Source organism: Pseudomonas eucalypticola (assembly GCF_013374995.1).
In the GTDB taxonomy this organism is placed as follows: domain Bacteria; phylum Pseudomonadota; class Gammaproteobacteria; order Pseudomonadales; family Pseudomonadaceae; genus Aquipseudomonas; species Aquipseudomonas eucalypticola.
Window position 1 is genome coordinate 5,512,908 of the sequence record NZ_CP056030.1, and the last position, 22,218, is coordinate 5,535,125.

Genomic DNA, 22,218 nt, shown 5'->3' on the forward strand with positions numbered 1-22,218 from the left:
CGCAAAACTGACGTTTTTTGTCACATTGGCACGTTAGATTTGGCACCTTCGCTCGACTACGCTATAAAACACCGATTAGATGTGACCGGTGCTCAAATGAACGATATTGCCCTCACCGGCTTGGCCAAGCACTTGGTCCAGGCCGATTTGCTAACCGACAAGAGCGCGCAGCAGGCGTATCAGCAAGCGCAGCGGAATCGTACCCCTTTCGTACATTTCTTGGTACAGAGCAAGCTAGTAAAAAGTCGTGAAATTGCTGAGATAGCGTCTGAGCAATTTGGTGTCTCGCTTCTCGATCTAGCGATGCTGGATAAGGATAGCCAGCCTAAGGGGTTAGTAAGCGAAAAACTAATCAGGCAACACCACGCACTTCCACTTTGGCGTCGTGGTAACAAGCTATTTGTTGGCGTATCGGATCCAACCAACCATCAAGCAATTACTGATATCCAGTTCAGCACTGGGTTGACCACCGAGGCCATCCTTGTCGAAGACGACAAGCTCGTAGATGCGATTGAGAAATTCTTCGACTCCGGCAGCACTGGGCTTGAAGAAATGGCGGATGTCGACCTCGATGGTCTTGATGTGCAGGCGGTTGATACTGAAAAAGATGAACCGATAGTAGGTCAGGACGCGGACGACGCTCCCGTGGTCCGTTTTGTAAACAAAATGTTATTGGACGCCATTCGCGGAGGGTCATCAGACCTTCACTTTGAACCCTATGAAAAGAATTACCGCGTACGATTGCGGACCGACGGCATATTACGCGAAGTTGCGCGCCCCCCCATCAATCTTGCAGGGCGCATTGCCGCACGCTTAAAGGTCATGGCAAGCCTCGACATATCCGAAAGGCGAAAACCTCAGGATGGTCGTATAAAGATGCGCATATCGAAGAGCAAAGCAATTGATTTTCGCGTCAACACTCTCCCAACACTTTGGGGTGAGAAAATTGTAATGCGAATTCTGGATCCGTCTAGCGCTCAAATGGGTATTGATGCACTTGGGTACGAACCGGACCAGAAAGAACTTTACCTTCAGGCGCTCCGCCAGCCGCAAGGAATGATACTCGTTACTGGCCCCACAGGCTCTGGCAAAACCGTATCACTATACACTGGCCTTAATATCTTAAACACAGTGGATATCAACATTTCTACAGCTGAGGACCCGGTTGAAATCAACATGGAAGGCATTAACCAAGTTAACGTCAACCCTAAACAAGGGCTGGACTTTGCCCAAGCACTGAGATCCTTTCTACGCCAGGATCCTGACGTCATCATGGTAGGTGAAATCCGCGATCTTGAGACAGCAGAAATTGCCATTAAGGCCGCTCAAACGGGCCACCTTGTGCTATCTACACTACACACTAATAGTGCAGCAGAGACGCTGACACGCTTGCAAAACATGGGCGTTGCTGGCTTCAACATTGCCACCTCTGTCAGCTTGATTATTGCACAAAGGTTGGCACGCAAGCTCTGCCCTCATTGTAAACGAGCTGCGGAAATCCCTTTGGAAACACAGGAAAGTGAAGGCTTCCCTGCGCACCTTATCGGAACTTTTAAAATCTATGAACCTGTAGGTTGCGACCACTGCAACAACGGGTACAAAGGTCGACAGGGCATTTATGAGGTAGCGCGAAATACCCAGGCGCTTCAGCGCCTTATCATGGAGCAAGGAAACTCCATCGAGATCGCGGAGCAAATGCGCAAAGACGGGTTCAATGATCTTCGCACCTCTGGTTTGATAAAGGTCATGCAGGGCGTGACTAGCCTTGAAGAAGTTAACCGCGTCACCAAGGATTAAGCAATGGCTGCGAAAGCACGAGCGCCCAAAATTTTCACTTACAATTGGGAAGGTACTGATCGCAAAGGCGTCAGGATAACGGGCGAACTAACGGGTGTGAGCATACCCCTAGTGAAAGCTCAGTTACGCAAGCAAGGCATCAATCCAGGAAAAATCAAAAAAAAATCGCCTTCTCTTTTTGGGCGAGGTAAAAAAATCAAACCCATGGATATTGCTCTATTCACCCGCCAGATGGCAACGATGATGAGAGCAGGTGTGCCGCTACTACAGTCTTTTGACATCATTGGCGAGGGCTTTGACAACCCGACGATGCGTCAATTAGTAGGGGACTTAAAGCAGGAAGTCGCAGCCGGCAACAGCTTCGCAACCGCATTGAGGAGAAACCCTCAATATTTCGACGAGCTCTACTGCAACTTAGTAGATGCCGGGGAGCAAGCAGGCGCGCTTGAGACACTGCTGGACCGGGTAGCTACCTATAAAGAGAAGACGGAAGCCTTAAAAGCAAAAATACGCAAAGCGATGACGTATCCAGCGGCCGTAGTCGTCGTTGCTTTTATAGTTTCAGCAATCCTATTAATCAAAGTGGTACCTCAATTCCAAATAGTATTTCAGGGATTTGGCGCAGAGCTTCCTGCTTTTACTTTGATGGTAATAGGGCTTTCGGAAATAATGCAGAGTTATTGGTGGATAGTATTAGCTGGCGCCATCGGTATTGTCATAGCATTTAGGCAGGCCATGCGAAAAAGCGAGAGATTCCGGGATGCGCTGGATCGCCTGTTGCTAAAGCTGCCAATTGTCGGTGGAATTTTATACAAGTCCTCGGTCGCCCGTTACGCTCGGACCTTAGCTACCACTTTTGCTGCAGGAGTTCCTTTAGTCGAGGCACTAGACTCTGTCTCAGGCGCTACAGGTAATGTCGTTTTCAAAAACGCGGTAGGTAAAATCAAGCAAGACGTCTCCACCGGCATGCAGCTTAACTTCTCGATGCGATCAACCGGCGTTTTCCCAACCATGGCAGTACAAATGACTGCCATCGGAGAGGAGTCTGGTGCTTTGGACGAAATGCTTGCCAAGGTTGCCTCTTATTACGAGGACGAGGTAGATAACTTAGTAGACAGCTTAACCAGCCTGATGGAACCTCTTATCATGGCCTTCCTCGGCGTAATCGTAGGCGGGCTTGTAATCGCCATGTACCTCCCCATCTTCCAACTCGGCAACGTCGTCTAACCATGCCCCTATCCGACTACCTGGCCACCACCCCCATAGCCTTCACCCTCTGCGCCCTGATCCTCGGCCTGGTCGTAGGCAGCTTCCTGAACGTCATCATCCACCGCCTCCCCAAGATGCTGGAACGCGACTGGAAAGCCCAAGCCCGGGACATTCTCGGCCTCCCCGCCGAGCCCGAGGGGCCGCGCTACAACCTGATGCTCCCCGCCTCCACCTGTCCCCACTGCGCCCATAAGATCCGCGCCTGGGAGAACATTCCCGTGGTCAGCTACCTGGCGCTGAAAGGCAAGTGCAACCAATGCCATGCCCCCATCAGCAAACGCTACCCGCTGGTAGAGCTGGCCAGCGGCGTGCTCAGCGCGTTCATTGCCTGGCATTTCGGTTTCGGCTGGGCCGCTGGGGCGATGATGTTGCTGACCTGGGGGCTGTTGGCCATGAGCCTGATCGACGCCGACCACCAGTTGTTGCCCGATGCGCTGGTGTTGCCGCTGTTGTGGCTGGGCCTGATCGTCAACGCGTTCGGGTTGTTCGCGACTTTGCCCGATGCGCTGTGGGGCGCGGTGGGCGGGTACCTGGCGCTGTGGGTCGTGTTCTGGCTGTTCAAGTTGGTGACCGGCAAGGAAGGCATGGGCCATGGCGACTTCAAGTTGTTGGCCATGCTCGGCGCCTGGGGTGGGTGGCAGGTGTTGCCGCTGACCATTCTGCTGTCGTCGCTGGTGGGTGCCATTCTGGGGGTGATTCTGTTGCGCTTGCGCAACGCGGCGCATAGCACGCCGATCCCTTTTGGGCCTTACTTGGCCATCGCGGGCTGGATCGCATTGCTCTGGGGTGGTCAAATAACCGCTTCTTACATGCAGTTCGCTGGTTTCTGATGACGACAGCTTCTCCCGCACCCTGGATTCTGGGCCTGACCGGTGGCATCGGCAGCGGCAAGAGTGCCGCCGCCGAGCGCTTCGCCGAGCTGGGCGTGCACGTGGTGGACGCCGACCAGGCGGCGCGCTGGGTGGTCGAGCCGGGCCGCCCTGCCCTGGCCGAGATCGCCAGGCATTTCGGTGAAGGGGTGTTGCGGGCCGATGGCACGCTGGACCGGGCGGCGTTGCGGCAGCTGATTTTCGAGAACGCTGATGAGCGTCGCTGGCTGGAAGGCCTGCTGCACCCGCTGATCGCCACCGAAATTGCCCAAGCGCTGGCCAAGGCCACGTCGCCGTATGCGGTGTTCGTGTCGCCGCTGATGATCGAGTCCGGGCAGTACCGGCTGGCCCAGCGCTTGCTGGTGGTGGATGTGCCGGAGGCGTTGCAGATCGAACGCACCTTGCGTCGGGACAACACCAGCCTTGAGCAGGTACAGGCGATCCTGAAGGCCCAGGCCACCCGGGAAAAACGCTTGAGCCATGCTGACGATGTGCTGGTCAATGACCGTGACTTGGCGGCCTTGCGCGCCGAGGTCGAGCGGCTGCATGCCTTTTACCTGACATTGACTGGAGGCCACTGATGAGCCAACCCCTGACCGTACAATGCCCTACCTGCGGCGCGCCGGTGGAATGGAGCGCGGCGACGCCCACCCGGCCGTTCTGTTCGGAGCGCTGCAAGCTGATCGACCTGGGCGCCTGGGCGGCCGAGGAGCACAAGATTCCGGTGGGGCCGGACGCCGAGGATGAAATGTTCTCGGGCGACTTGCCTCATCGCGAGCATTGATTTCAGCGCACCATAGAGGCAGGCGCCGGTGGGCTGGGCATCAGTCTTCCTTCCACGGCGCCGCCAGGTAGCGGGTACGGTTAAAGGTCTCCAGCCATTCGGGGCAGAACACCACCAGCGCCGTGACGATGACGCCGTTGATGAAGGCTTCCGGAAAGATCACCAGCCACAGGTAGCCGATAAAGTCCCATAGCCATTCCGGCAAGGCAAAACGTCCGTCCAGCCACAGCAACCCTACCCCCGCCAGCACACACAGCAATGCCGCCAACGCAGCAGAAAAAAACCCCGAGCAGAAGATGTAGATAAAGGGGTTTTTCGGTTGCAGGCGCTCTACCCCCAGCGCGCACAGCTCGGTGACCAGCACCGGCAAGCCAATCAGCAACAACCCGTTGACGCCCGCGGCTTGCAGATCCTGGTACCCCAGCCCCACCAGGCCCATCTGCGCCACCAATGCGCCGAGCAAGGCCAACGGCCAATCCAGCAGCAGGGTAACCGCCGTCAGGCCGAGAAAGTGGTAGGACACCCCCGTATCGAAGTCTCGACGCACCAACCACAGCGCAAACAGCGCCAGCACCGTGCCGAACAGCAGGTGCTGACGGCGGCTATCGGCGAAGAGCTCTACCCATGGTGCGCGCCACGCCGCCCAGCCCAGGACCGGGACATACAGGCACCAGCCGATCGCGAGGGTCGCGCCGGACAGCACCTGCGCGCTGATCATTTTTTCGCCTGTTCCAACGCCGTCTTCAACGCGGCGGCGTCGGTGAATTCATGCTGGGCCACCACGCGCTGGTGGTCCAGTTCCAGCCACAGTACCGAGTCGTCGGCGACGTTGTAACCAGGCGCGATCCGCCCCTCGCGGTCAAGCACCACCCGGTAGTCGTAGGAGCGCATGGACGGCAGGGCGAACATCTTTGCGATCAGCCGCGGCATGCGCTGGATATCGGCCAGGAACACGGCCTGCCGGCTTTCCAGGTAGCCTTTGGGCTGCCCTTGCAGGGCCGCGTTGACCAGCTTGGCGCCCCCCATGTCGCGGGCCACCAGCAGAATGCGGGCATCTTCGTTGAGGGTGTAGGCACTGTCGAACTGGTCGAGCAGGGTCCAGGCAGGCACGTGCTCGCCCACTTCCAGGGCCATCGCCCAGCACGGCAGCAGGCTGAGCAGCAGGCAGGTCCAGAACTTCATCGGCAGGTTCCTCAGGGAAATTTGGCGTATTGGCAGTCTACACCCCAGGCCATGACACGGCGTGTGCAAGTCATTCACTGCAAAGCGCATTTGAACGCTAAGCTTGTGTGCATGGATGACTCAGATTACCTGCGCCTGCTCACCATCCAGGCCGAACAAGCCAATGCGTTCCTGTCCAATGCCCGCAAATGGGAGCGCGAGCGTTGGGTCTGCCAGCGCCTGCTGCAAGGCTTGAACATTCCCTATCGGGCCGAGGAGTTCAACCCGGCCGGGCAGGAGCCGCCTGACGTGCTGTTCCGCGATGCCAGCTTCGAGGTGTTCTTCGTGCTCGATGAAGGGCGCAGGCTCAATGACGAATGGCGCGAGGAACTGCAACGCCGCCGCAGTGCCTTTTCCCTGGCCCAACTGGTGCGGCGCGAAGCCCGGCCCCGACGTATCGGCGCACCGGAGCTCTTGCAGCGGCTAGCGCCGACCTTGCGCAAGAAGTCGCATAACTACAAGGAGCGCGGGCTGGATCTGGGTGAGCTGGACATCATTGCTTTCGCCAGCCTCAAGCGCGAAGTGCTGGACCTCAACAGCCATTTCCCACCGCCCACCGAATACCTGCGCCAGGGCTGGCGCTCGCTGTCGCTGGTGGGCCCGACCTTCGCCCGGGTGTTGTTCGCCCACCCCGATGCACCGGATTTCCTGCGCAGCAACCTGGGGCGCAGCATCGTCTTCGATGTGGGCATCAGCCTGTAACCCACCACTTCCACAGGCCGGTCCTGCAGTGGTTTATATGCCTTCGTTGTGGAACACTGTACTTTTCCCACAGTCAGAAGCGTCTACCTTCCGAGGTCACGATGAGCAGCCGTTTGAGTCCCGAAGATCAGCAACGCGTGGATGATTACCTGCAGCTGCCCCAGCACAGAGTCGAGCGCCGGCCTTTTCGGCCGTGGATGCTCCTGGTGCTGACGGTGGCCATCACCGTCGGCCTTGGCCTGTTGAGCCGTCTGATCAGTTACCTGGTGCTTTGAGCTGCCTTGCGCTCGCCCGGAACCGGCCGCCAGAAGCGGCCTTGACCCATGACCTACAGAATTCCGTAAACCTTATGAGTACTTTGAATGACACATCGTATCGTGATTGTCGGCGGTGGTGCCGGCGGCCTGGAGTTGGCGACCCGCCTGGGTAAAACCCTGGGCAAGCGTGGCACCGCCAGCGTGACCCTGGTCGACGCCAACCTGACGCATATCTGGAAACCCCTGCTGCACGAAGTGGCCGCCGGCTCGCTGAACTCTTCGGAAGACGAACTGAACTATGTGGCCCAGGCCAAGTGGAACCACTTCGAATTCCAGCTGGGGCGCATGAGCGGCCTGGACCGCGCCGCCAAGCAGATCCAGCTGGCTGCGACCCTGGACGAGAACGGCCTGGAACTGGTGCCTGCGCGCACCCTGGGTTATGACAGCCTGGTGATTTCGGTGGGCAGCACCACCAACGACTTCGGCACCCTGGGCGCGGCGCAGAACTGCCTGTTTCTGGACACCCGCAAGCAGGCGGAGCGTTTCCACCAGCAATTGCTGAACCACTACCTGCGCGCCCACGCCCACCACGACCAGGACAGCCAGATCAGCGTCGCCATCGTTGGCGCCGGGGCCACGGGAGTGGAGCTGGCCGCCGAGCTGCACCACGCTGCCCACGAGCTGGCCGCCTACGGCCTGGACAAGATCAAGCCGCAGAACATGCGCATCACCCTGATCGAAGCCGGCCCGCGTGTACTGCCTGCCCTGCCCGAGCGCATCGGCAACCCGGTGCACAAGACCCTGGAAAAACTCGGGGTTACGGTGCTGACCGGCGCCTCAGTGAGTGAAGTTGGCCCCGACAGCCTGATGACGGCGGACGGCAAAGTCATTCCGGCCAGCCTGAAGGTCTGGGCGGCAGGTATCCGCGCGCCGGCGTTCCTCAAGGACATCGACGGCCTGGAGACCAACCGCATCAACCAGCTGCAGGTGCTGCCGACCCTGCAGACCACCCGCGACGAGAACATCTTCGCTTTTGGTGACTGCGCCGCCTGCCCGCAGAAAGGCACCGACCGCAACGTACCACCGCGTGCCCAGGCCGCCCACCAGCAGGCGTCCTTGCTGGCCAAGTCGCTTAAACTGCGCATCGAAGGCAAGGAATTGCCGGAATACACCTACAAGGATTACGGCTCGCTGATCTCGCTGTCGAAGTTCTCCGCCGTTGGCAATCTGATGGGCAACCTGACCGGCAGCGTGATGCTGGAAGGCTGGCTGGCGCGCATGTTCTACGTGTCGCTGTACCGCATGCACCAGATGGCGCTGTATGGCACCTTCAAGACCATGATGCTGATGCTGGGCAGCCGCATCGGCCGCGGCACCGAGCCTCGCCTCAAACTGCACTGATCCCCTCCCCACCCTTCGGCCGCTGCCACGTGTAGCAGTGGCCGCAAGGCCGCGTCCGCGGTAGATGCGGTTCGCCTGACACTGCGCGGTGGCTGTGACGCGGCCGGGTCCGCTGCTACGGACTATCCATTCTATTTGCGACAAGGTGCGCTTTACCGGCGACGTGACGCTTGCTATACCTGTATATACAGGCTTATATAGCTCCCTTCACAACCTGACATCAGGACACCGCCATGCCCGCCCCACTGCATATCCTGCCCGGCCATTTCGACCTCGACCAACTGCGCGCCATCTATCAGCAGCAAGCTCCGTTCGAGCTGGATGCCTCGGCCCGGGATGTGGTGGCTGCCAGCGCCAACACCGTTAGCCAGATCATCGCCAACGAACGCACCGTGTACGGTATCAATACCGGCTTTGGCCTGCTGGCCCGCACGTCCATCGCCACCGATAAGCTGGCCAAGTTGCAACGCAACCTGCTGCTGTCCCACTGCACGGGCACCGGCCCGTTGCTGGATGACGCCAGCGTGGGCCTGATCATGGCGCTGAAAGTGGCATCGCTGGCGCGTGGTTTCTCCGGGGTACGCTGGGAGCTGATCGAGGCACTGCGCAGCCTGTACACCGCCAAGGTGTTCCCCTGCATCCCGTCCCAGGGCTCGGTAGGCGCTTCGGGCGACCTGGCGCCACTGGCGCACATGTCGGCCGTACTGATCGGCGTCGGTCGGGTGCGCCATGAAGGCCGTGAAATGGATGCCGTCGAGGGCCTCGCCATCGCCGGGTTGAAGCCGCTTGAGCTGGGGCCGAAGGAAGGTCTCGCCTTGATCAACGGCACCCAGGTGTCCACCGCCCTGGCCCTGCGCGGCCTGTTCGCTGCCGAGAAACTGTTCAGCGCCGCCGTGGTGGCGGGCAGCTTGACCGTCGAAGCCCTGAAAGGCTCGGCCGTGCCCTTCGACCCGCGCATCCAGGCCGTGCGCGGCCAGCCCGGGCAGATCGCCGCGGCAGCGTACTACCGCGACCTGTTGGGCAGCACCAGCGAAATCCGCCAGTCCCATGCCGACTGCAAGCGCGTGCAAGACCCCTACTCCCTGCGCTGCCAGCCTCAGGTGATGGGCGCCTGCCTGGACCACATGCGTTTCGCCGCGGGTGTTTTCCTGCGCGAGGCCAACGCCGTGTCGGACAACCCGTTGGTGTTCAGCGCCGACGGTGATGTGCTGTCGGGGGGCAACTTCCACGCCGAGCCCGTGGCCATGGCCGCCGACGTGCTGGCCCTGGCCATCTCGGAAATCGGCGCGCTGTCCGAACGCCGTACCGCGCAATTGGTGGACCCGGCCCTGTCCGGCTTACCCGCCTTCCTGGTGCGCGAAGGCGGCCTGAACTCTGGCTTCATGATTGCCCAGGTGACTGCGGCGGCCCTGGCCTCCGAGAACAAGACCTTGGCCCACCCTGCTTCCATTGACAGCCTGCCCACCTCGGCGAACCAGGAAGACCACGTCTCCATGGCCACCTTCGCCGCTCGCCGACTGCTGGACATGGCCGGCAACAGCAGCGCGGTGGTGGCTATCGAACTGCTCGGTGCCGCCCAAGGCATCGACCTCCTGGCGCCGTTGCAAACCTCGCCGAAACTCACCCAAGTGATGCAGTTCATCCGCGAAGGCGTGGCCCACTACGACGAAGACCGCTATTTCGCCCCTGACATCGCCGCTGCCCGCGGCTGGGTGGAAGACGGTGTGTTTGGCCGCTGGCTGGCCTTCAGCGAGCTGTACCAGGGATGACCCAGGCGCTCTACCAGAAGGCCAAGGACTTTGTGCTGCACAAGGTCCGGGCCGGTGACTGGAAGCCTGGCGACCTGATCGCCTCGGAAAACCAGTTGGTGCAAACCCTCGGCATGTCGCGCATGACCGTCAACCGCGCCCTGCGCGAGCTGGCCGAGGAAGGCCGGCTGGTGCGGGTCAATGGCGTGGGCACCTTCGTGGCCGAGCACAAGCCGCAGTCCAACCTGATGCGCATCAGCAACATCGGCGACGAAGTCCTGGCGCGGGGGCATCGCTATGAATGCAGGATGCTGGAAATGGGCCGGGTGGTTGCCAGCATGGCTGTCGCCGCCGCCATGGGCGTGCCCACCGGGGCTTCGTTGTTTCACCTGCTGTGCGTGCACCTTGAAGAAGGTGTGCCGGTGCAACTGGAGGACCGTTACGTGAACCCCGAGCTGGTGCCGCAGTTGCTGGCACAGGACTTTGGTGCGCAATTGCAGCCGGCCAGCTATCTGTTGCAGGTGATTCGGCCAGATGAAATGGAACACATCGTCGAGGCAGGCCACCCCAGCGAAGAAGAAGCACGGCTGCTGTGCATGGAACCAGATGAGGCCTGCCTGGTGTTGCTACGGCGCACCTGGCACGGCGAACGCGCAGTGACCTATGTGCGGCTGGTACACCCGTCTTCGCGCTACCGCCTGGGCAGCAGGATGGCGGTCGGCAAAAGCTGAACGCGGGGCATAAAAAAGGCGTCCACCAGGGACGCCTTTTTTCTGAAGATGGTCGGGGTAAGGGGATTCGAACTCCTGACATCCTGCTCCCAAAGCAGGCGCGCTACCGGACTGCGCTATACCCCGGTACAAAAAAGGCACCCAGAAGGCGCCTTTTTTGATGCCTTCAGACGTTACTCTGAAGGTCTTTTAAGATCTGACCCAGCGAACTGGAGTCAAAAATGGTGGGTCGTGTGGGACTCGAACCTACGACCAATTGGTTAAAAGCCAACTGCTCTACCAACTGAGCTAACGACCCAAAAATGGTCGGGGTAAGGGGATTCGAACTCCTGACATCCTGCTCCCAAAGCAGGCGCGCTACCGGACTGCGCTATACCCCGATATGAAATTTGGCTCCGTGACCAGGACTCGAACCTGGGACCCAATGATTAACAGTCATTTGCTCTACCGACTGAGCTATCACGGAACTATCAATTTCAGTTACATCTACAGCAAGCTTCGAACCTGTATTCCTACCGCTTCGAACTCTTCGACGCTTCCGTATCGCTACGTTAGTGCCTCTGAGGCGCGCTATTCTACAACCTTCAAAACCCTTGTCAACCCCTAATTTTCATTCAACTTACTGAATTTCAAACTATTTTCAGATCCCGGTGTTGCGTGGTGATCTGTGGGTTGCCGTTACTGCGGGGCGCACTTTACTAAAGGTTTTTTGGAAATGCAAATAGAAACATGCATTTAGCTTCAATTTTTTCAGGAGCCCGCGAATGCCGGGCCTGGCTGCAGGACCGGGCGGCGCTCGGTCCTGCAGAGGCACTGCATTCACCCGTCAGGCAAATACGATCTCATCGTCTTTTACCGTGGCGGTCACGGTGGTGCCGGGCAGGAACTGCCCCGACAGGATCAGTTGCGCCAGGGGGTTCTCGATCCAGCGCTGGATGGCGCGCTTGAGCGGCCGAGCGCCATACACCGGGTCGTAGCCCACAGCGATCAACTTGTCCAAGGCCTCATCGCTCAGCACCAGGCTCAGCTCGCGCTCGGCCAGGCGGCTGCGCAGGCGGCCCAACTGGATCTGCGTAATACCGGCGATCTGGTCGCGGGCCAGGGCTTCGAATACCACCACTTCATCGATACGGTTGATGAACTCTGGCCGGAAGTGCGAACTCACCGCGTCCATTACCGCCGCACGCTGGGCTTCGCGGTCACCGGTCAACTCCTGGATCTGCGCCGAGCCGAGGTTGGAGGTCATCACGATCACCGTGTTGCGGAAGTCCACGGTGCGGCCCTGGTTGTCGGTCAGGCGGCCGTCATCCAATACTTGCAGCAGCACGTTGAACACATCCGGGTGAGCTTTCTCTACCTCATCCAGCAGCACCACCGAGTACGGCTTGCGACGCACGGCCTCGGTCAGGTAGCCGCCCTCTTCATACCCCACATAGCCCGGCGGTGCACCGATCAACCGCGCCACGGAGTGTTTCTCCATGAACTCGGACATGTCGATGCGCACCATGGCCTCCTCGGTATCAAAGAGGAATTCGGCCAGCGCCTTGCACAGCTCGGTCTTGCCCACGCCGGTTGGGCCCAGGAACATGAACGAGCCGCTTGGGCGGTTGGGGTCGGACAACCCGGCACGGGAGCGGCGCACGGCGTTGGCGACGGCCACCACGGCCTCGTCCTGACCGATGACACGCTGGTGCAGCAGGCTTTCCATCTTCAGCAGTTTTTCCCGCTCGCCTTCAAGCATCTTCGCCACGGGAATACCCGTCCACTTGGACACCACTTCGGCAATTTCTTCCTCGGTGACCTTGCTGCGCAGCAACTGGTTGTCGCTCTTGCCATGCTGGTCGACCATCTGCAGGCTGCGCTCCAGGTCCGGGATAACCCCGTACTGCAGTTCGGCCATGCGGTTGAGGTCGCCACGGCGACGGGCCGCTTCCAGCTCCTGGCGCGATTGCTCGATCTTCTGCTGGATCTGGGCTGAGCCTTGTACCTCGGCTTTCTCCGAGGTCCACACCTCTTCCAGGTCGGCGTATTCGCGCTCCAGGCGGGCGATTTCCTCGGTCAGTTTTTCCAGGCGCTTGATGGCTGCGTCATCGTCTTCTTTCTTGAGGGCCTGGGATTCCACCTTCAATTGGATCAGGCGACGTTCCAGGCGGTCGAGCACCTCAGGCTTGGAGTCGATTTCCATGCGGATACGGCTGGCGGCCTCGTCGATCAGGTCGATGGCCTTGTCCGGCAGCTGGCGATCCGTGATGTAGCGATGGCTGAGCTTGGCCGCGGCAATGATCGCGCCGTCGGTGATGGCCACCTTGTGGTGCACCTCGTAGCGTTCCTTGAGACCACGCAGGATAGCGATGGTGTCTTCCTCGCTCGGCTCGTCCACCAGCACTTTCTGGAAGCGCCGTTCCAAGGCCGCGTCTTTTTCGATGTACTGGCGATACTCGTTCAGCGTGGTGGCGCCCACACAGTGCAGTTCACCACGGGCCAGGGCCGGCTTGAGCATGTTGCCAGCGTCCATGGAGCCCTCGCCCTTGCCGGCGCCGACCATGGTATGCAGCTCGTCGATGAACAGGATGATCTGGCCTTCCTGCTTGGACAGGTCGTTGAGCACACCCTTGAGGCGTTCTTCGAATTCGCCGCGGAACTTGGCGCCGGCGATCAGCGCGCCCATGTCCAGGGACAGCAGGCGCTTGCCGCGCAGGCCGTCGGGCACCTCGCCATTGATGATGCGCTGGGCCAGGCCCTCGGCGATGGCGGTCTTGCCCACACCAGGCTCACCGATCAGCACCGGGTTGTTCTTGGTGCGGCGTTGCAGCACCTGGATGGTCCGGCGAATTTCGTCGTCGCGGCCGATCACCGGGTCCAGCTTGCCTTCCTCGGCACGCTTGGTCAGGTCGACGGTGTACTTTTCCAGGGCCTTGCGCGAGTCCTCGGCGTTGGCGTCGTTCACCGCTTCGCCGCCGCGCAGGTTGGTGATGGCATTTTCCAGCGCTTTCTTGCTCACGCCCTGGCCGAGCAGCAGCTTGCCCAGCTTGCTGTTCTCGTCCATGGCGGCCAGCAATACCAGTTCGCTGGAGATGAACTGGTCACCTTTCTGCTGGGCCAGGCGGTCGGCCTGGTTGAGCAGGCGCGCCAGGTCCTGGGACATGTTCACGTCGCCGGTGGGGTTCTGGATTTTCGGCAGGCGGTCGAGCTCTTTGCTCAACTCCTTGCGCAGGCTGTTCACGTCGAAGCCGACCTGCATCAACAGCGGCTTGATGGAACCACCCTGCTGGTCGAGCAGCGCTTGCATCAGGTGCGCGGGCTCGATGGCCGGGTGGTCCATGCCAACGGCCAGGGATTGGGAATCGGATAAGGCTAATTGCAGCTTGCTGGTCAAACGGTCTATACGCATGAGTCACCTTCCTAAAGGGGCAGGCCGGAGCGATGGACACACCTGATGAAGATAAACCTGCCTGAGATACCGATATAGATGGGGGGGATTGTTCAATATTCAAGCGGCAGGAGCTTGACCCAGATCATCAAATCGGCAGCGCCTGGTTCCCGAGCTTGGCCCGGTCCCACAAGGGATAGCGTTTAATCCAGCCAGATCAACGAGGCAAAGCGCCCCGTCTGCGGCGCACGCCGGTAAGAGAAGAAGCGTAGATCCTCGATGGTGCATTCACCACCGCCGTAAACGGCTGTGATGCCCAGTGCCGCCAGGCGCACCCGTGCCAGCGCATAGATGTCGGCGAGGTACTTGCCCGGCGCCGCACCGGGCACGAAGGCTTCGGCGGTTTCGGGATGGCTGGCCATGAAGATGTCGCGCACTTCAGCGCCCACTTCAAAGTTGCGCGGGCCGATGGCCGGCCCCAGCCACACCAGAATTTCGCTCGCCGGCACGCCCAGGCTTTCGGCCGTGGCTTCCAGCACCCCGGCGGCGAGCCCGCGCCAGCCTGCGTGAGCCGCGCCCACGCGGGTACCGGCGCGGTCGCAGAACAACGCGGGCAGGCAGTCGGCGGTCATCACCGTGCAGGCGATACCCGGCGTCGAAGTCCAGCTGGCGTCGGCCTCGGCAATCACCGACGGGTCGGCATGGGCCACGGCGACGCCATGCACCTGCTTGAGCCACGCCGGCTGAATGCCGAAGGCCTGGGTCAGGCGCCGACGATTCTCGGCGACCGCGGCAGGGCTGTCGCCCACATGGTCGCCCAGGTTGAAATGCTCGAAAGGCGCGGCGCTGACACCGCCCTCTCGCGTGGTGACGCAGGCTTTCACATTGGCCGGTGCCGGCCAATCGGGGAATATCAGGGCCTGCGTCAAGTCACTCACCCGACGAACGCCTCGCGGTCCTGCTTGAGCAGCGACAGCAGCCAGACGAAGTCGTCGGGCAGTGGCGATTCCCAGCTCATGCGCTCACCCGTGCTCGGGTGTTCCAGCTCCAGGAAGCGCGCATGCAGGGCCTGGCGCGGGAAGGTCTTGAGCGCATCGACCATGGTCGCGCTGGCGGCCGGCGGAATGCGGAAGCGACCGCCGTAGGCCGGGTCTCCCACCAACGGGAAGTTGATGTGCGACATGTGCACGCGGATCTGGTGGGTACGGCCTGTTTCCAGCTTCACCCGCACGTGGGTGTGGGAGCGGAAGCGCTCCAGCACGCGGTAGTGGCTGACGGCCGGCTTGCCGCCCTCCATCACCGCCATGCGCTGGCGCTGCTGGCCATGCCGGCCTATGGGGGCGTTGATCTTGCCGCCGGCGGTTACCACGCCGATGACGATGCACTCATAAATCCGACTGACGGTACGGCTTTGCAGCTGCGCGACCAGTTTGGTCTGCGCCTGGATGGTCTTGGCGACCACCATCAGGCCCGTGGTGTCCTTGTCCAGGCGGTGCACGATGCCCGCGCGCGGCACATTGATGATGTCCGGCACATGGTGCAGCAGGGCGTTGAGCAGGGTGCCATCGGCGTGGCCGGCAGCCGGGTGCACCACCAGGCCCGCAGGCTTGTTGATGACCAGGATGTCGTCGTCTTCGTAGACGATGTCCAGCTCGATGTCCTGGGCGATCCACTCGCCCTGGGCTTCCTGCTCGGCGGAAAGGGCCAGGATGGCGCCGCCATGGACGATGTCACGCGGGCGCAGCACGCCACCGTCCACGGTCAGGCGGCCTTCTTTGATCCAGGCGGATAGGCGCGAGCGCGAGTGCTCGGCGAACAATTGTGCGGCGACTTGATCGAGGCGTTGGCCGCCCAATTCGGACGGCACCTCTGCGCTAAGTTGTATGATCTCGGACATGCTCGGACTAGGCGGCGGCACAGCCTTTGGTTTCGGCTGCACGCTTGTGGTTAAATACGGCGTCTTTTGCCCCGAGGGTTTCACGGGGCGCCCATCATAACAGGACGGTCACGCCCAAGACAGCGGCCGTCATAGGGACGCAAGCCGCCATGCAAGTGAAACACCTGCTGCTGATCGCCATCCTCGGACTCACGGCCGCCTGTTCGTCGAAGAAAGAAGTGGTCGACGAAAACCTGAGCGAAACCGAGCTGTACCAGCAGGCACAGGCCGATCTGGACAACCACAGCTTCACCAGCGCCACCGCCAAACTCAAGGCGCTGGATTCCCGCTACCCGTTCGGCCGCTATGCCGACCAGGCCCAGCTGGAGCTGATCTACGCCAACTACAAGAACTCGGAGCCCGAAGCCGCCAAGTCGGCAGCCGAGCGCTTTATCCGCCTGCATCCCCAGCACCCGAACGTCGACTATGCCTACTACCTCAAGGGCCTGACCTCGTTCGACCAGGACCGCGGCCTGCTGGCGCGCTTCCTGCCGCTGGACATGACCAAGCGTGACCCGGGTGCTGCCCGCGACTCCTACAACGAGTTCGCCCAGCTGACCAGCCGCTACCCCAACAGCCGCTACGCGCCGGACGCCAAGCAGCGCATGATCTACCTGCGCAACCTGCTGGCGGCCTACGAGATCCACGTGGCCGACTACTACCTGACCCGTCAGGCCTACGTCGCTGCCGCCAACCGTGGCCGCTACGTGGTGGAAAACTTCCAGGAAACCCCATCGGTCGGCGACGGCCTGGCCGTGATGGTGGAGTCCTACCAGCGCCTGGGCCTGGACGAACTGGCGGCCACCAGCCTGGAAACCCTGAAGCTGAACTACCCGGACCACCCGCAACTGGTGGACGGCCAGTTCGTGCCGCAGCAGAAGGAAGCCGACAACCGCTCCTGGCTGACCAAGGCCACCCTGGGCCTGGTGGGCACCAGCGCGCCGCTGCCACCGGGTGAAACCCGTGCCAACCAGGAACTGACCAAGCAGTTCCAGGACGACAAGGACGCTATCCCGCACGAGTTGCTGCCTGCTGACCAGGGCGGTACCGCCGACGAGCCGGCCAAGCCGATCGACGATTCGCCGAAGAAAAAGCGTGGCTTCTTCAGCTACCTGACCTTCGGCCTGTTCGACTGAGCAGCGCTGCGATAGCAAGAAGAGGCCTGCGGGCCTCTTTTTTTGTATCCGCGAAAATATATATACGCGCCGAGCGTGCACACCGCTTGGCGCCTGAAGAAGCGCGTTGCCCTTTTCCCGAGCTTCGCCCGGTCCCACAGGGGAAAGGTAGCGGGTTGAAGCCATCAAAAAGATATCACTGCCGATACCCGCCCGCGCTTGTCCCCCGCCCTGCCCGCTCCTACACTGCCGCATCCCTTTCCGTTCGAGCCGCACACCATGATTCGCCTGATTTTCTGGATCGCCATTGTCTTCGCCGCCCTGTGGCTGTGGCGCAAGATCAAGCCCAACGCCCCGCGACCGGCCCCCCAGGGCGGCGACCAGACGCTGCCAATGGTGCGCTGCGCCCACTGCGGCGTTCACCTGCCCAAGGACCGCGCCTTGAGCCGTGACCACCAATGGTTCTGCAGCCAGGGGCACCTGGAACAGGGCCCGGCCGCCCGTGAGCGCTGAGACCTTCCTGCCCGGGGGCCCCCAGGCGCGGCGGATGCTGCGCCTGTACCACCTCTATCGGCTGACGATCGGCATCACCCTGATCCTGCTGATTTCCAGCGACATGGACGACAAGCTGCTGGAACTGGCCAACGGCACCTGGTTCCGCAACGGCAGCTGGGCCTACCTGCTGATCAACATCGGTGCCGTGATCCTGCTGGAGAAGCTGCGCCCGCCAGGCCACGTATTCGCCCTGGCACTGTTCGACATTCTCATGCTCTCGGGGCTGTTCTACGCGGGTGGCGGCACGCCCAGCGGCATTGGCAACCTGATGATCGCCTCGGTGGCCATGAGCAACCTGCTGCTACGCGGGCGCAACGGCCTGCTGATCGCCGCGCTGGGCAGCATCGGCATCATTTACCTGACGTTCTACCTCAACTTCCTGCGCCCCAATGGCACCACCAACTACGTGCAGGCCAGCACTCTGGGCGTCCTGTGCTTTGCCGTGGCGCTGATGGTGCAAGCCCTGACACGCCTGCTGCGGGTCAGCGAAAACCTGGCCTCACAGCGCGCCAGCGACGTCACCAACCTGGAAGAACTCAACGCCCTGATCCTGCAGCGCATGCGCACCGGCATCCTGGTGCTGGACACGGTCAACCGCGTGCAACTGGCCAATGAAGGCGCGTTGAAACTGATCGGCCATTACCACCTCAATGGCCAGCTCATCACCGCCTACTCCCCCGAACTGGTGGAGCGCTTGCTGCAATGGCGCACCAACCCCACGCTGCGCCTGCGCAGCCTGAAGTTCACCCCGACCGGGCCATCGGTACAGCCAAGCTTCATCGCCCTGCGCCGCGGCGAGCAGCAACAGACCCTGGTGTTTCTCGAAGACCTGTCGCAGATCGCCCAACAGGCCCAGCAACTCAAGCTGGCGGCCTTGGGGCGCCTGACTGCCGGCATCGCCCACGAAATCCGCAACCCGCTGGGCGCCATCAGCCATGCCGGCCAACTGCTGCAGGAGTCCGAGACCCTGGACCCAGCCGACCTGCGCCTGACGCAGATCATCAAGGACCAGTCCAAGCGCATGAACCTGATCATCGAGAACGTGCTGCAACTGTCCCGCCGTCGCCAGGCCGAGCCGCAGCCGTTGGACCTGAGCAGTTTCCTGCAGCAGTTCCTGGCCGACTTCCGCACCACAGCCACCGCCAACCAGGCCCTGCACCTGTACGTCACGGATGGCCCCATCGAAACCCGCATGGACCCGCATCACCTGACCCAGGTGCTGACCAACCTGGTGGACAACGGCCTGCGTTACAGCGCCCACAACCATGGCCAGGCCCAGGTTTGGCTGAACCTGTTCATCGAACCGACCAACGGCCTGCCGATTCTCGACGTGCTGGATGATGGTCCCGGCTTTTCGGCCGATCAACTGCAACACATCTTCGAACCTTTCTTCACCACCGAGACCAAAGGAACAGGATTGGGCCTCTACATTTCCCGTGAGCTGTGCGAAAGCAACCAGGCGCACCTAGACTACAAACCACGTGAGCGCGGTGGCAGTTGCCTGCGAATCACGTTCGCCCATGCACGGAAGCTGACTTGAACATGAGCCAACGGCAAAAGATCCTGATCGTCGACGATGAGCCGGACATCCGCGAACTCCTGGAAATCACCCTGGGCCGGATGAAGCTCGACACCCGCAGCGCGCGCAACGTCAAGGAAGCCCGTGACTGCCTGGCTCGCGAGCCGTTCGACCTGTGTCTCACTGACATGCGCCTGCCCGACGGCACCGGGCTGGACCTGGTGCAGCATATCCAGCAGCGTTTTCCCCAGGTGCCGGTGGCCATGATCACCGCCTACGGCAGCCTGGACACCGCCATCAATGCCCTCAAGGCTGGCGCATTCGACTTCCTGACCAAACCGGTGGACCTCGCCCGGCTCCGGGAGCTGGTGGGCAGCGCCCTGCGCCTGCAAGGCCAGACCGCCGAGCAGCCGAGCATCGATGACCGCCTGCTGGGCGATTCGCCGCCCATGCTGGCCATGCGCAAACAGATCGTGCGCCTGGCGCGCAGCCAGGCGCCGGTGTACATCAGTGGTGAGTCGGGCAGCGGCAAGGAGCTAGTCGCCCGGCTGATCCACGAACAGGGTCCACGCGCCGACCTGCCTTTCGTGCCGGTGAACTGCGGCGCGATTCCCTCGGAATTGATGGAGAGCGAATTCTTCGGCCACCGCAAAGGCAGCTTCACCGGCGCCATGGAAGACAAGCCCGGGCTGTTCCAGGCGGCCCAGGGCGGCACGCTGTTCCTCGATGAGGTAGCCGACCTGCCCTTGGCCATGCAGGTCAAGCTGCTGCGCGCGATTCAGGAAAAGGCCATTCGCAGCGTCGGTGGCCAGAGCGAGGTGGTGGTGGACGTGCGCATCCTCTGCGCCACCCATAAGGACCTGGCCGCCGAAGTGGCGGCCGGGCGCTTCCGGCAGGACCTGTATTACCGGCTCAACGTCATCGAACTGCGCGTGCCATCCCTGCGCGAACGCCGTGAAGACATCGCCCTGCTGGCCAACAAGGTGCTCAAGCGCCTGGCCCACGGCAGCGGCCTGCCGCCCGCGCAACTCAGCGCCACCGCGCTGGAAACCCTCAAGGCCTACCGTTTCCCCGGCAACGTGCGCGAACTGGAGAACATGCTCGAACGTGCGTACACCTTGTGCGAAAACGAGCGCATCGAGGCCAGCGACCTGCGCCTGAGCGACACCGCGCCCGTGGCCGAGGGCGGTGTGCCAGACTTGACCAACGTGGATAACCTGGAAGACTTCCTGGAGAACATCGAGCGCAAGCTGATCCTTCAGGCGCTGGAAGAAACTCGCTGGAACCGCACGGCGGCGGCGCAGCGCCTGAGCCTGTCGTTCAGGTCGATGCGCTACCGCCTGAAAAAGCTGGGGCTGGAGTAGGGACCGGCGAACGCGATCTGCCTTTGTGGACCGGGCGAAGCTCGGGAAGCAGACGCCGCTAATCCCCCGCCAAACGCCCCGCTGGCGCATATGGCGCAGGATCGATGATCGGCTCGCGCCCCAGCATCAAATCGGCAAACAACTGGCACGAGGCCGGCGCCAGCACCAGCCCATTGCGGTAATGCCCGCAGTTCAGCCATAGCCCATCAAAGCCTTCCAGCGCCCCAATGAACGGAATGCCCTCCGGCGACCCCGGCCGCAATCCCGCCCAATGCTTTACCGGCTGGGCATCGGCCAGCGCTGGCAGCAACTCCACCGCAGACGCCTTCAGGCTCTCCAGGGCGCTGACGGTCGGGGTCTTGTCATAGCCCTCATGCTCCAGCGTACTGCCCACCAGAATGTGCCCATCACGACGGGGAATGGCGTAGCGCCCCTTGGCCAGCACCATGCTTGGCAGGAAATCCGCCTCGCACTTGAACAAGATCATCTGCCCTTTCACCGGTTCGACCGGCAGGCGCACGCCCAGGCTTTCCAGCAAGTCGCCGCTCCAGGCGCCAGCGGTCAGCACCACCTGGTCGCCATGCAACTCACCGTCAGCCGTATTCACCCCGACCACGGCCTGGCCATCGCGCAGGAAGCCTCGCACCTCGCAATGCTCGCGCACGGTCACGTTCGGCTGCCCCAGCAAGGCGGCCTTCAACGACTTCACCAGCCGCGGGTTGCGCACGTTGGCCACATTGGCCATGTACACCGCACTGCGGTAACCGCCGCCCAGTACGGGCACCCCGTCGTAGGCAGCCGAAATGTCCACCTTGCTCAGGGGCCGGTTCAGGCGCTGGGCCCAAGCCAGGGCCTCGTCTTCGTCCGGCAAGTCCAGCCAGTACAGGCCGGTGGTGTGTACCTCGGGGTCGATGCCGGTATCGGCGAACAACCGCGCGCCCAATTGCGGGTAGAAATCCTGCGACCAGTGCGCCAGTGCCGTGACCGCGGCGCTGTAGCGCCAGGGATACAGCGGCGAAACGATGCCGCCACCGGCCCAGGACGATTCCTGGCCCAGGCCGGAGCGGTCCAGCAGGGTGACGTGGCCTACATGGGGCGCCAGGTTCAGGGCGGTCAGCAAACCGATGACGCCGCCGCCGACGATGATCACTTGTTGTTGTGTGGGCATGCTTGATCCAGTTTCAGTGAGCTCAACGGCCCCAGCAGGTGGCGGTGGCCGTGGTGCCGGAGCTGCTGCGCAGGCCGGTGTTGTCCAGGGTGAACGCACCGCAGGTGTCGGTGGCCATCAGGGTACCGGCAATGGGTGTGGCTGTCAGGGTATAGGTAGTGGCAGTACTCCCCAGTATGACTGTGTACCAGGCGTTGCTCGACGGGTTGGGAAACCCGGCGTAGGTACCGTATTTGGAATACCAGCGTTCCAGGTTTTGCGCCGTCTCAGACATCAGCTCGGTAATCTCCGCGCGGTGAGTCTTGCGCACGTAGTTGGTGTAGCTCGGGTAGGCGATGGCAGCCAGAATGCCGACGATCGCGACCACGATCATCAGTTCGATCAGCGTGAACCCGCGGGTGCTTCGTTGCAT

21 protein-coding genes and 4 tRNA genes are annotated in these 22,218 nt (G+C 61.6%); 14 read left to right on the top strand and 11 right to left on the bottom strand.

Annotated features, from left to right (window positions below; all coding sequences use genetic code 11):
- Positions 1-96: 96 nt before the first annotated feature.
- The 5 genes from pilB to yacG are packed head-to-tail and all read left to right on the top strand — an operon-like array spanning position 97 to position 4,719.
- On the top strand, positions 97-1,797 hold the full coding sequence (pilB, locus tag HWQ56_RS24620) for a type IV-A pilus assembly ATPase PilB (protein ID WP_176571986.1): 1,701 nt from the start codon (positions 97-99) through the stop codon (positions 1,795-1,797).
- 3 nt (positions 1,798-1,800) lie between these two features.
- Positions 1,801-3,024 (top strand): type II secretion system F family protein, encoded by a 1,224-nt coding sequence (locus tag HWQ56_RS24625; protein WP_176571987.1) that lies wholly within the window; start codon positions 1,801-1,803, stop codon positions 3,022-3,024.
- 2 nt (positions 3,025-3,026) lie between these two features.
- Positions 3,027-3,896 (top strand): prepilin peptidase, encoded by an 870-nt coding sequence (locus tag HWQ56_RS24630; RefSeq protein ID WP_176571988.1) that lies wholly within the window; start codon positions 3,027-3,029, stop codon positions 3,894-3,896.
- Positions 3,896-4,516, top strand: a complete 621-nt coding sequence (gene coaE, locus HWQ56_RS24635) for a dephospho-CoA kinase (RefSeq protein ID WP_158159036.1) — start codon at positions 3,896-3,898, stop codon at positions 4,514-4,516. Before HWQ56_RS24630 ends, coaE begins: the two co-directional genes overlap by 1 nt.
- Positions 4,516-4,719 carry a DNA gyrase inhibitor YacG gene (gene yacG, locus HWQ56_RS24640; protein ID WP_158159034.1) on the top strand — a complete coding sequence of 68 codons (204 nt, stop codon included), beginning with the start codon at positions 4,516-4,518 and terminating at the stop codon, positions 4,717-4,719. Before coaE ends, yacG begins: the two co-directional genes overlap by 1 nt.
- 40 nt (positions 4,720-4,759) lie before the next feature.
- Here the strand turns inward: yacG and HWQ56_RS24645 are convergent, their stop codons facing one another.
- Together HWQ56_RS24645 and HWQ56_RS24650 are read right to left on the bottom strand one after the other, a co-directional pair.
- Positions 4,760-5,437, bottom strand: a complete 678-nt coding sequence (locus tag HWQ56_RS24645; RefSeq protein ID WP_176571989.1) for an energy-coupling factor ABC transporter permease — start codon at positions 5,435-5,437, stop codon at positions 4,760-4,762.
- Positions 5,434-5,901, bottom strand: a complete 468-nt coding sequence (locus HWQ56_RS24650) for an FAD/FMN-containing dehydrogenase (RefSeq protein ID WP_158159030.1) — start codon at positions 5,899-5,901, stop codon at positions 5,434-5,436. Before HWQ56_RS24650 ends, HWQ56_RS24645 begins: the two co-directional genes overlap by 4 nt.
- A gap of 111 nt (positions 5,902-6,012) precedes the next feature.
- On the opposite strand from HWQ56_RS24650, the gene HWQ56_RS24655 reads away from it, so the two are divergent.
- The 5 genes from HWQ56_RS24655 to hutC all read left to right on the top strand — a co-directional run bounded on the left by HWQ56_RS24655 (position 6,013) and on the right by hutC (position 10,779).
- Entirely contained in the window at positions 6,013-6,642 is a 630-nt protein-coding gene (locus HWQ56_RS24655) for a DUF1780 domain-containing protein (RefSeq protein WP_158159028.1), read from the top strand.
- Between the two features lie 101 nt (positions 6,643-6,743).
- A complete protein-coding gene (locus HWQ56_RS24660) occupies positions 6,744-6,917 on the top strand; it encodes a DUF3094 domain-containing protein (RefSeq protein ID WP_158159026.1) in 174 nt (57 codons plus the stop codon).
- 87 nt (positions 6,918-7,004) lie between these two features.
- Positions 7,005-8,300, top strand: coding sequence for an NAD(P)/FAD-dependent oxidoreductase (locus HWQ56_RS24665; protein ID WP_176571990.1), 1,296 nt, complete (start codon positions 7,005-7,007; stop codon positions 8,298-8,300).
- 233 nt (positions 8,301-8,533) lie between these two features.
- Positions 8,534-10,069 (top strand): histidine ammonia-lyase, encoded by a 1,536-nt coding sequence (hutH, locus tag HWQ56_RS24670; RefSeq protein WP_158159022.1) that lies wholly within the window; start codon positions 8,534-8,536, stop codon positions 10,067-10,069.
- Positions 10,066-10,779 (top strand): histidine utilization transcriptional repressor HutC, encoded by a 714-nt coding sequence (gene hutC / locus HWQ56_RS24675; protein WP_176571991.1) that lies wholly within the window; start codon positions 10,066-10,068, stop codon positions 10,777-10,779. The genes hutH and hutC overlap by 4 nt, the downstream gene beginning before the upstream one ends.
- A 49-nt stretch (positions 10,780-10,828) precedes the next feature.
- On the opposite strand, the gene HWQ56_RS24680 is transcribed toward hutC, so the two are convergent.
- The 7 genes from HWQ56_RS24680 to rluD all read right to left on the bottom strand — a co-directional run bounded on the left by HWQ56_RS24680 (position 10,829) and on the right by rluD (position 16,046).
- Positions 10,829-10,905 (bottom strand) — tRNA-Pro (locus HWQ56_RS24680).
- A gap of 96 nt (positions 10,906-11,001) precedes the next feature.
- Positions 11,002-11,077: transfer RNA gene (locus tag HWQ56_RS24685), tRNA-Lys, on the bottom strand.
- A 5-nt stretch (positions 11,078-11,082) separates the two neighbouring features.
- Positions 11,083-11,159: transfer RNA gene (locus HWQ56_RS24690), tRNA-Pro, on the bottom strand.
- Between the two features lie 10 nt (positions 11,160-11,169).
- Positions 11,170-11,245: transfer RNA gene (locus HWQ56_RS24695), tRNA-Asn, on the bottom strand.
- 360 nt (positions 11,246-11,605) lie between these two features.
- Positions 11,606-14,170 carry an ATP-dependent chaperone ClpB gene (gene clpB, locus HWQ56_RS24700; RefSeq protein ID WP_158153799.1) on the bottom strand — a complete coding sequence of 855 codons (2,565 nt, stop codon included), beginning with the start codon at positions 14,168-14,170 and terminating at the stop codon, positions 11,606-11,608.
- Between the two features lie 182 nt (positions 14,171-14,352).
- Positions 14,353-15,087 (bottom strand): peptidoglycan editing factor PgeF, encoded by a 735-nt coding sequence (pgeF, locus tag HWQ56_RS24705; RefSeq protein WP_176571992.1) that lies wholly within the window; start codon positions 15,085-15,087, stop codon positions 14,353-14,355.
- Positions 15,084-16,046 (bottom strand): 23S rRNA pseudouridine(1911/1915/1917) synthase RluD, encoded by a 963-nt coding sequence (rluD, locus tag HWQ56_RS24710; protein WP_158153801.1) that lies wholly within the window; start codon positions 16,044-16,046, stop codon positions 15,084-15,086. Before rluD ends, pgeF begins: the two co-directional genes overlap by 4 nt.
- A gap of 149 nt (positions 16,047-16,195) precedes the next feature.
- Between rluD and HWQ56_RS24715 the strand changes: the two genes are divergently transcribed.
- From HWQ56_RS24715 to HWQ56_RS24730, 4 genes are all read left to right on the top strand, one after another.
- Positions 16,196-17,221: an outer membrane protein assembly factor BamD gene (locus HWQ56_RS24715; protein ID WP_158153802.1), complete on the top strand. Its 1,026-nt coding sequence runs from the start codon at positions 16,196-16,198 to the stop codon at positions 17,219-17,221.
- Between the two features lie 258 nt (positions 17,222-17,479).
- Positions 17,480-17,713, top strand: coding sequence for a PP0621 family protein (locus HWQ56_RS24720; RefSeq protein ID WP_158153803.1), 234 nt, complete (start codon positions 17,480-17,482; stop codon positions 17,711-17,713).
- Positions 17,703-19,295 (top strand): sensor histidine kinase, encoded by a 1,593-nt coding sequence (locus HWQ56_RS24725; RefSeq protein ID WP_158153804.1) that lies wholly within the window; start codon positions 17,703-17,705, stop codon positions 19,293-19,295. The genes HWQ56_RS24720 and HWQ56_RS24725 overlap by 11 nt, the downstream gene beginning before the upstream one ends.
- A 2-nt stretch (positions 19,296-19,297) precedes the next feature.
- Positions 19,298-20,638, top strand: a complete 1,341-nt coding sequence (locus tag HWQ56_RS24730; protein ID WP_158153805.1) for a sigma-54-dependent transcriptional regulator — start codon at positions 19,298-19,300, stop codon at positions 20,636-20,638.
- Between the two features lie 58 nt (positions 20,639-20,696).
- On the opposite strand, the gene thiO is transcribed toward HWQ56_RS24730, so the two are convergent.
- Together thiO and HWQ56_RS24740 are read right to left on the bottom strand one after the other, a co-directional pair.
- Complete coding sequence (thiO, locus tag HWQ56_RS24735) at positions 20,697-21,806, bottom strand: glycine oxidase ThiO (RefSeq protein WP_158153806.1); 1,110 nt, start codon at positions 21,804-21,806, stop codon at positions 20,697-20,699.
- A gap of 22 nt (positions 21,807-21,828) precedes the next feature.
- Positions 21,829-22,218 (bottom strand): type IV pilin protein, encoded by a 390-nt coding sequence (locus tag HWQ56_RS24740; RefSeq protein WP_158153807.1) that lies wholly within the window; start codon positions 22,216-22,218, stop codon positions 21,829-21,831.

What these genes read in the sequence shown, in the direction of transcription:
- pilB (WP_176571986.1), top strand. Translation starts at nt 97, where the DNA reads ATGAACGATATTGCCCTCACCGGCTTGGCCAAGCACTTGGTCCAGGCC.
- HWQ56_RS24625 (WP_176571987.1), top strand. Translation starts at nt 1,801, where the DNA reads ATGGCTGCGAAAGCACGAGCGCCCAAAATTTTCACTTACAATTGGGAA.
- HWQ56_RS24630 (WP_176571988.1), top strand. Translation starts at nt 3,027, where the DNA reads ATGCCCCTATCCGACTACCTGGCCACCACCCCCATAGCCTTCACCCTC.
- coaE (WP_158159036.1), top strand. Translation starts at nt 3,896, where the DNA reads ATGACGACAGCTTCTCCCGCACCCTGGATTCTGGGCCTGACCGGTGGC.
- yacG (WP_158159034.1), top strand. Translation starts at nt 4,516, where the DNA reads ATGAGCCAACCCCTGACCGTACAATGCCCTACCTGCGGCGCGCCGGTG.
- HWQ56_RS24645 (WP_176571989.1), bottom strand. Translation starts at nt 5,437, where the DNA reads ATGATCAGCGCGCAGGTGCTGTCCGGCGCGACCCTCGCGATCGGCTGG.
- HWQ56_RS24650 (WP_158159030.1), bottom strand. Translation starts at nt 5,901, where the DNA reads ATGAAGTTCTGGACCTGCCTGCTGCTCAGCCTGCTGCCGTGCTGGGCG.
- HWQ56_RS24655 (WP_158159028.1), top strand. Translation starts at nt 6,013, where the DNA reads ATGGATGACTCAGATTACCTGCGCCTGCTCACCATCCAGGCCGAACAA.
- HWQ56_RS24660 (WP_158159026.1), top strand. Translation starts at nt 6,744, where the DNA reads ATGAGCAGCCGTTTGAGTCCCGAAGATCAGCAACGCGTGGATGATTAC.
- HWQ56_RS24665 (WP_176571990.1), top strand. Translation starts at nt 7,005, where the DNA reads ATGACACATCGTATCGTGATTGTCGGCGGTGGTGCCGGCGGCCTGGAG.
- hutH (WP_158159022.1), top strand. Translation starts at nt 8,534, where the DNA reads ATGCCCGCCCCACTGCATATCCTGCCCGGCCATTTCGACCTCGACCAA.
- hutC (WP_176571991.1), top strand. Translation starts at nt 10,066, where the DNA reads ATGACCCAGGCGCTCTACCAGAAGGCCAAGGACTTTGTGCTGCACAAG.
- clpB (WP_158153799.1), bottom strand. Translation starts at nt 14,170, where the DNA reads ATGCGTATAGACCGTTTGACCAGCAAGCTGCAATTAGCCTTATCCGAT.
- rluD (WP_158153801.1), bottom strand. Translation starts at nt 16,046, where the DNA reads ATGTCCGAGATCATACAACTTAGCGCAGAGGTGCCGTCCGAATTGGGC.
- HWQ56_RS24715 (WP_158153802.1), top strand. Translation starts at nt 16,196, where the DNA reads ATGCAAGTGAAACACCTGCTGCTGATCGCCATCCTCGGACTCACGGCC.
- HWQ56_RS24720 (WP_158153803.1), top strand. Translation starts at nt 17,480, where the DNA reads ATGATTCGCCTGATTTTCTGGATCGCCATTGTCTTCGCCGCCCTGTGG.
- HWQ56_RS24730 (WP_158153805.1), top strand. Translation starts at nt 19,298, where the DNA reads ATGAGCCAACGGCAAAAGATCCTGATCGTCGACGATGAGCCGGACATC.
- thiO (WP_158153806.1), bottom strand. Translation starts at nt 21,806, where the DNA reads ATGCCCACACAACAACAAGTGATCATCGTCGGCGGCGGCGTCATCGGT.
- HWQ56_RS24740 (WP_158153807.1), bottom strand. Translation starts at nt 22,218, where the DNA reads ATGCAACGAAGCACCCGCGGGTTCACGCTGATCGAACTGATGATCGTG.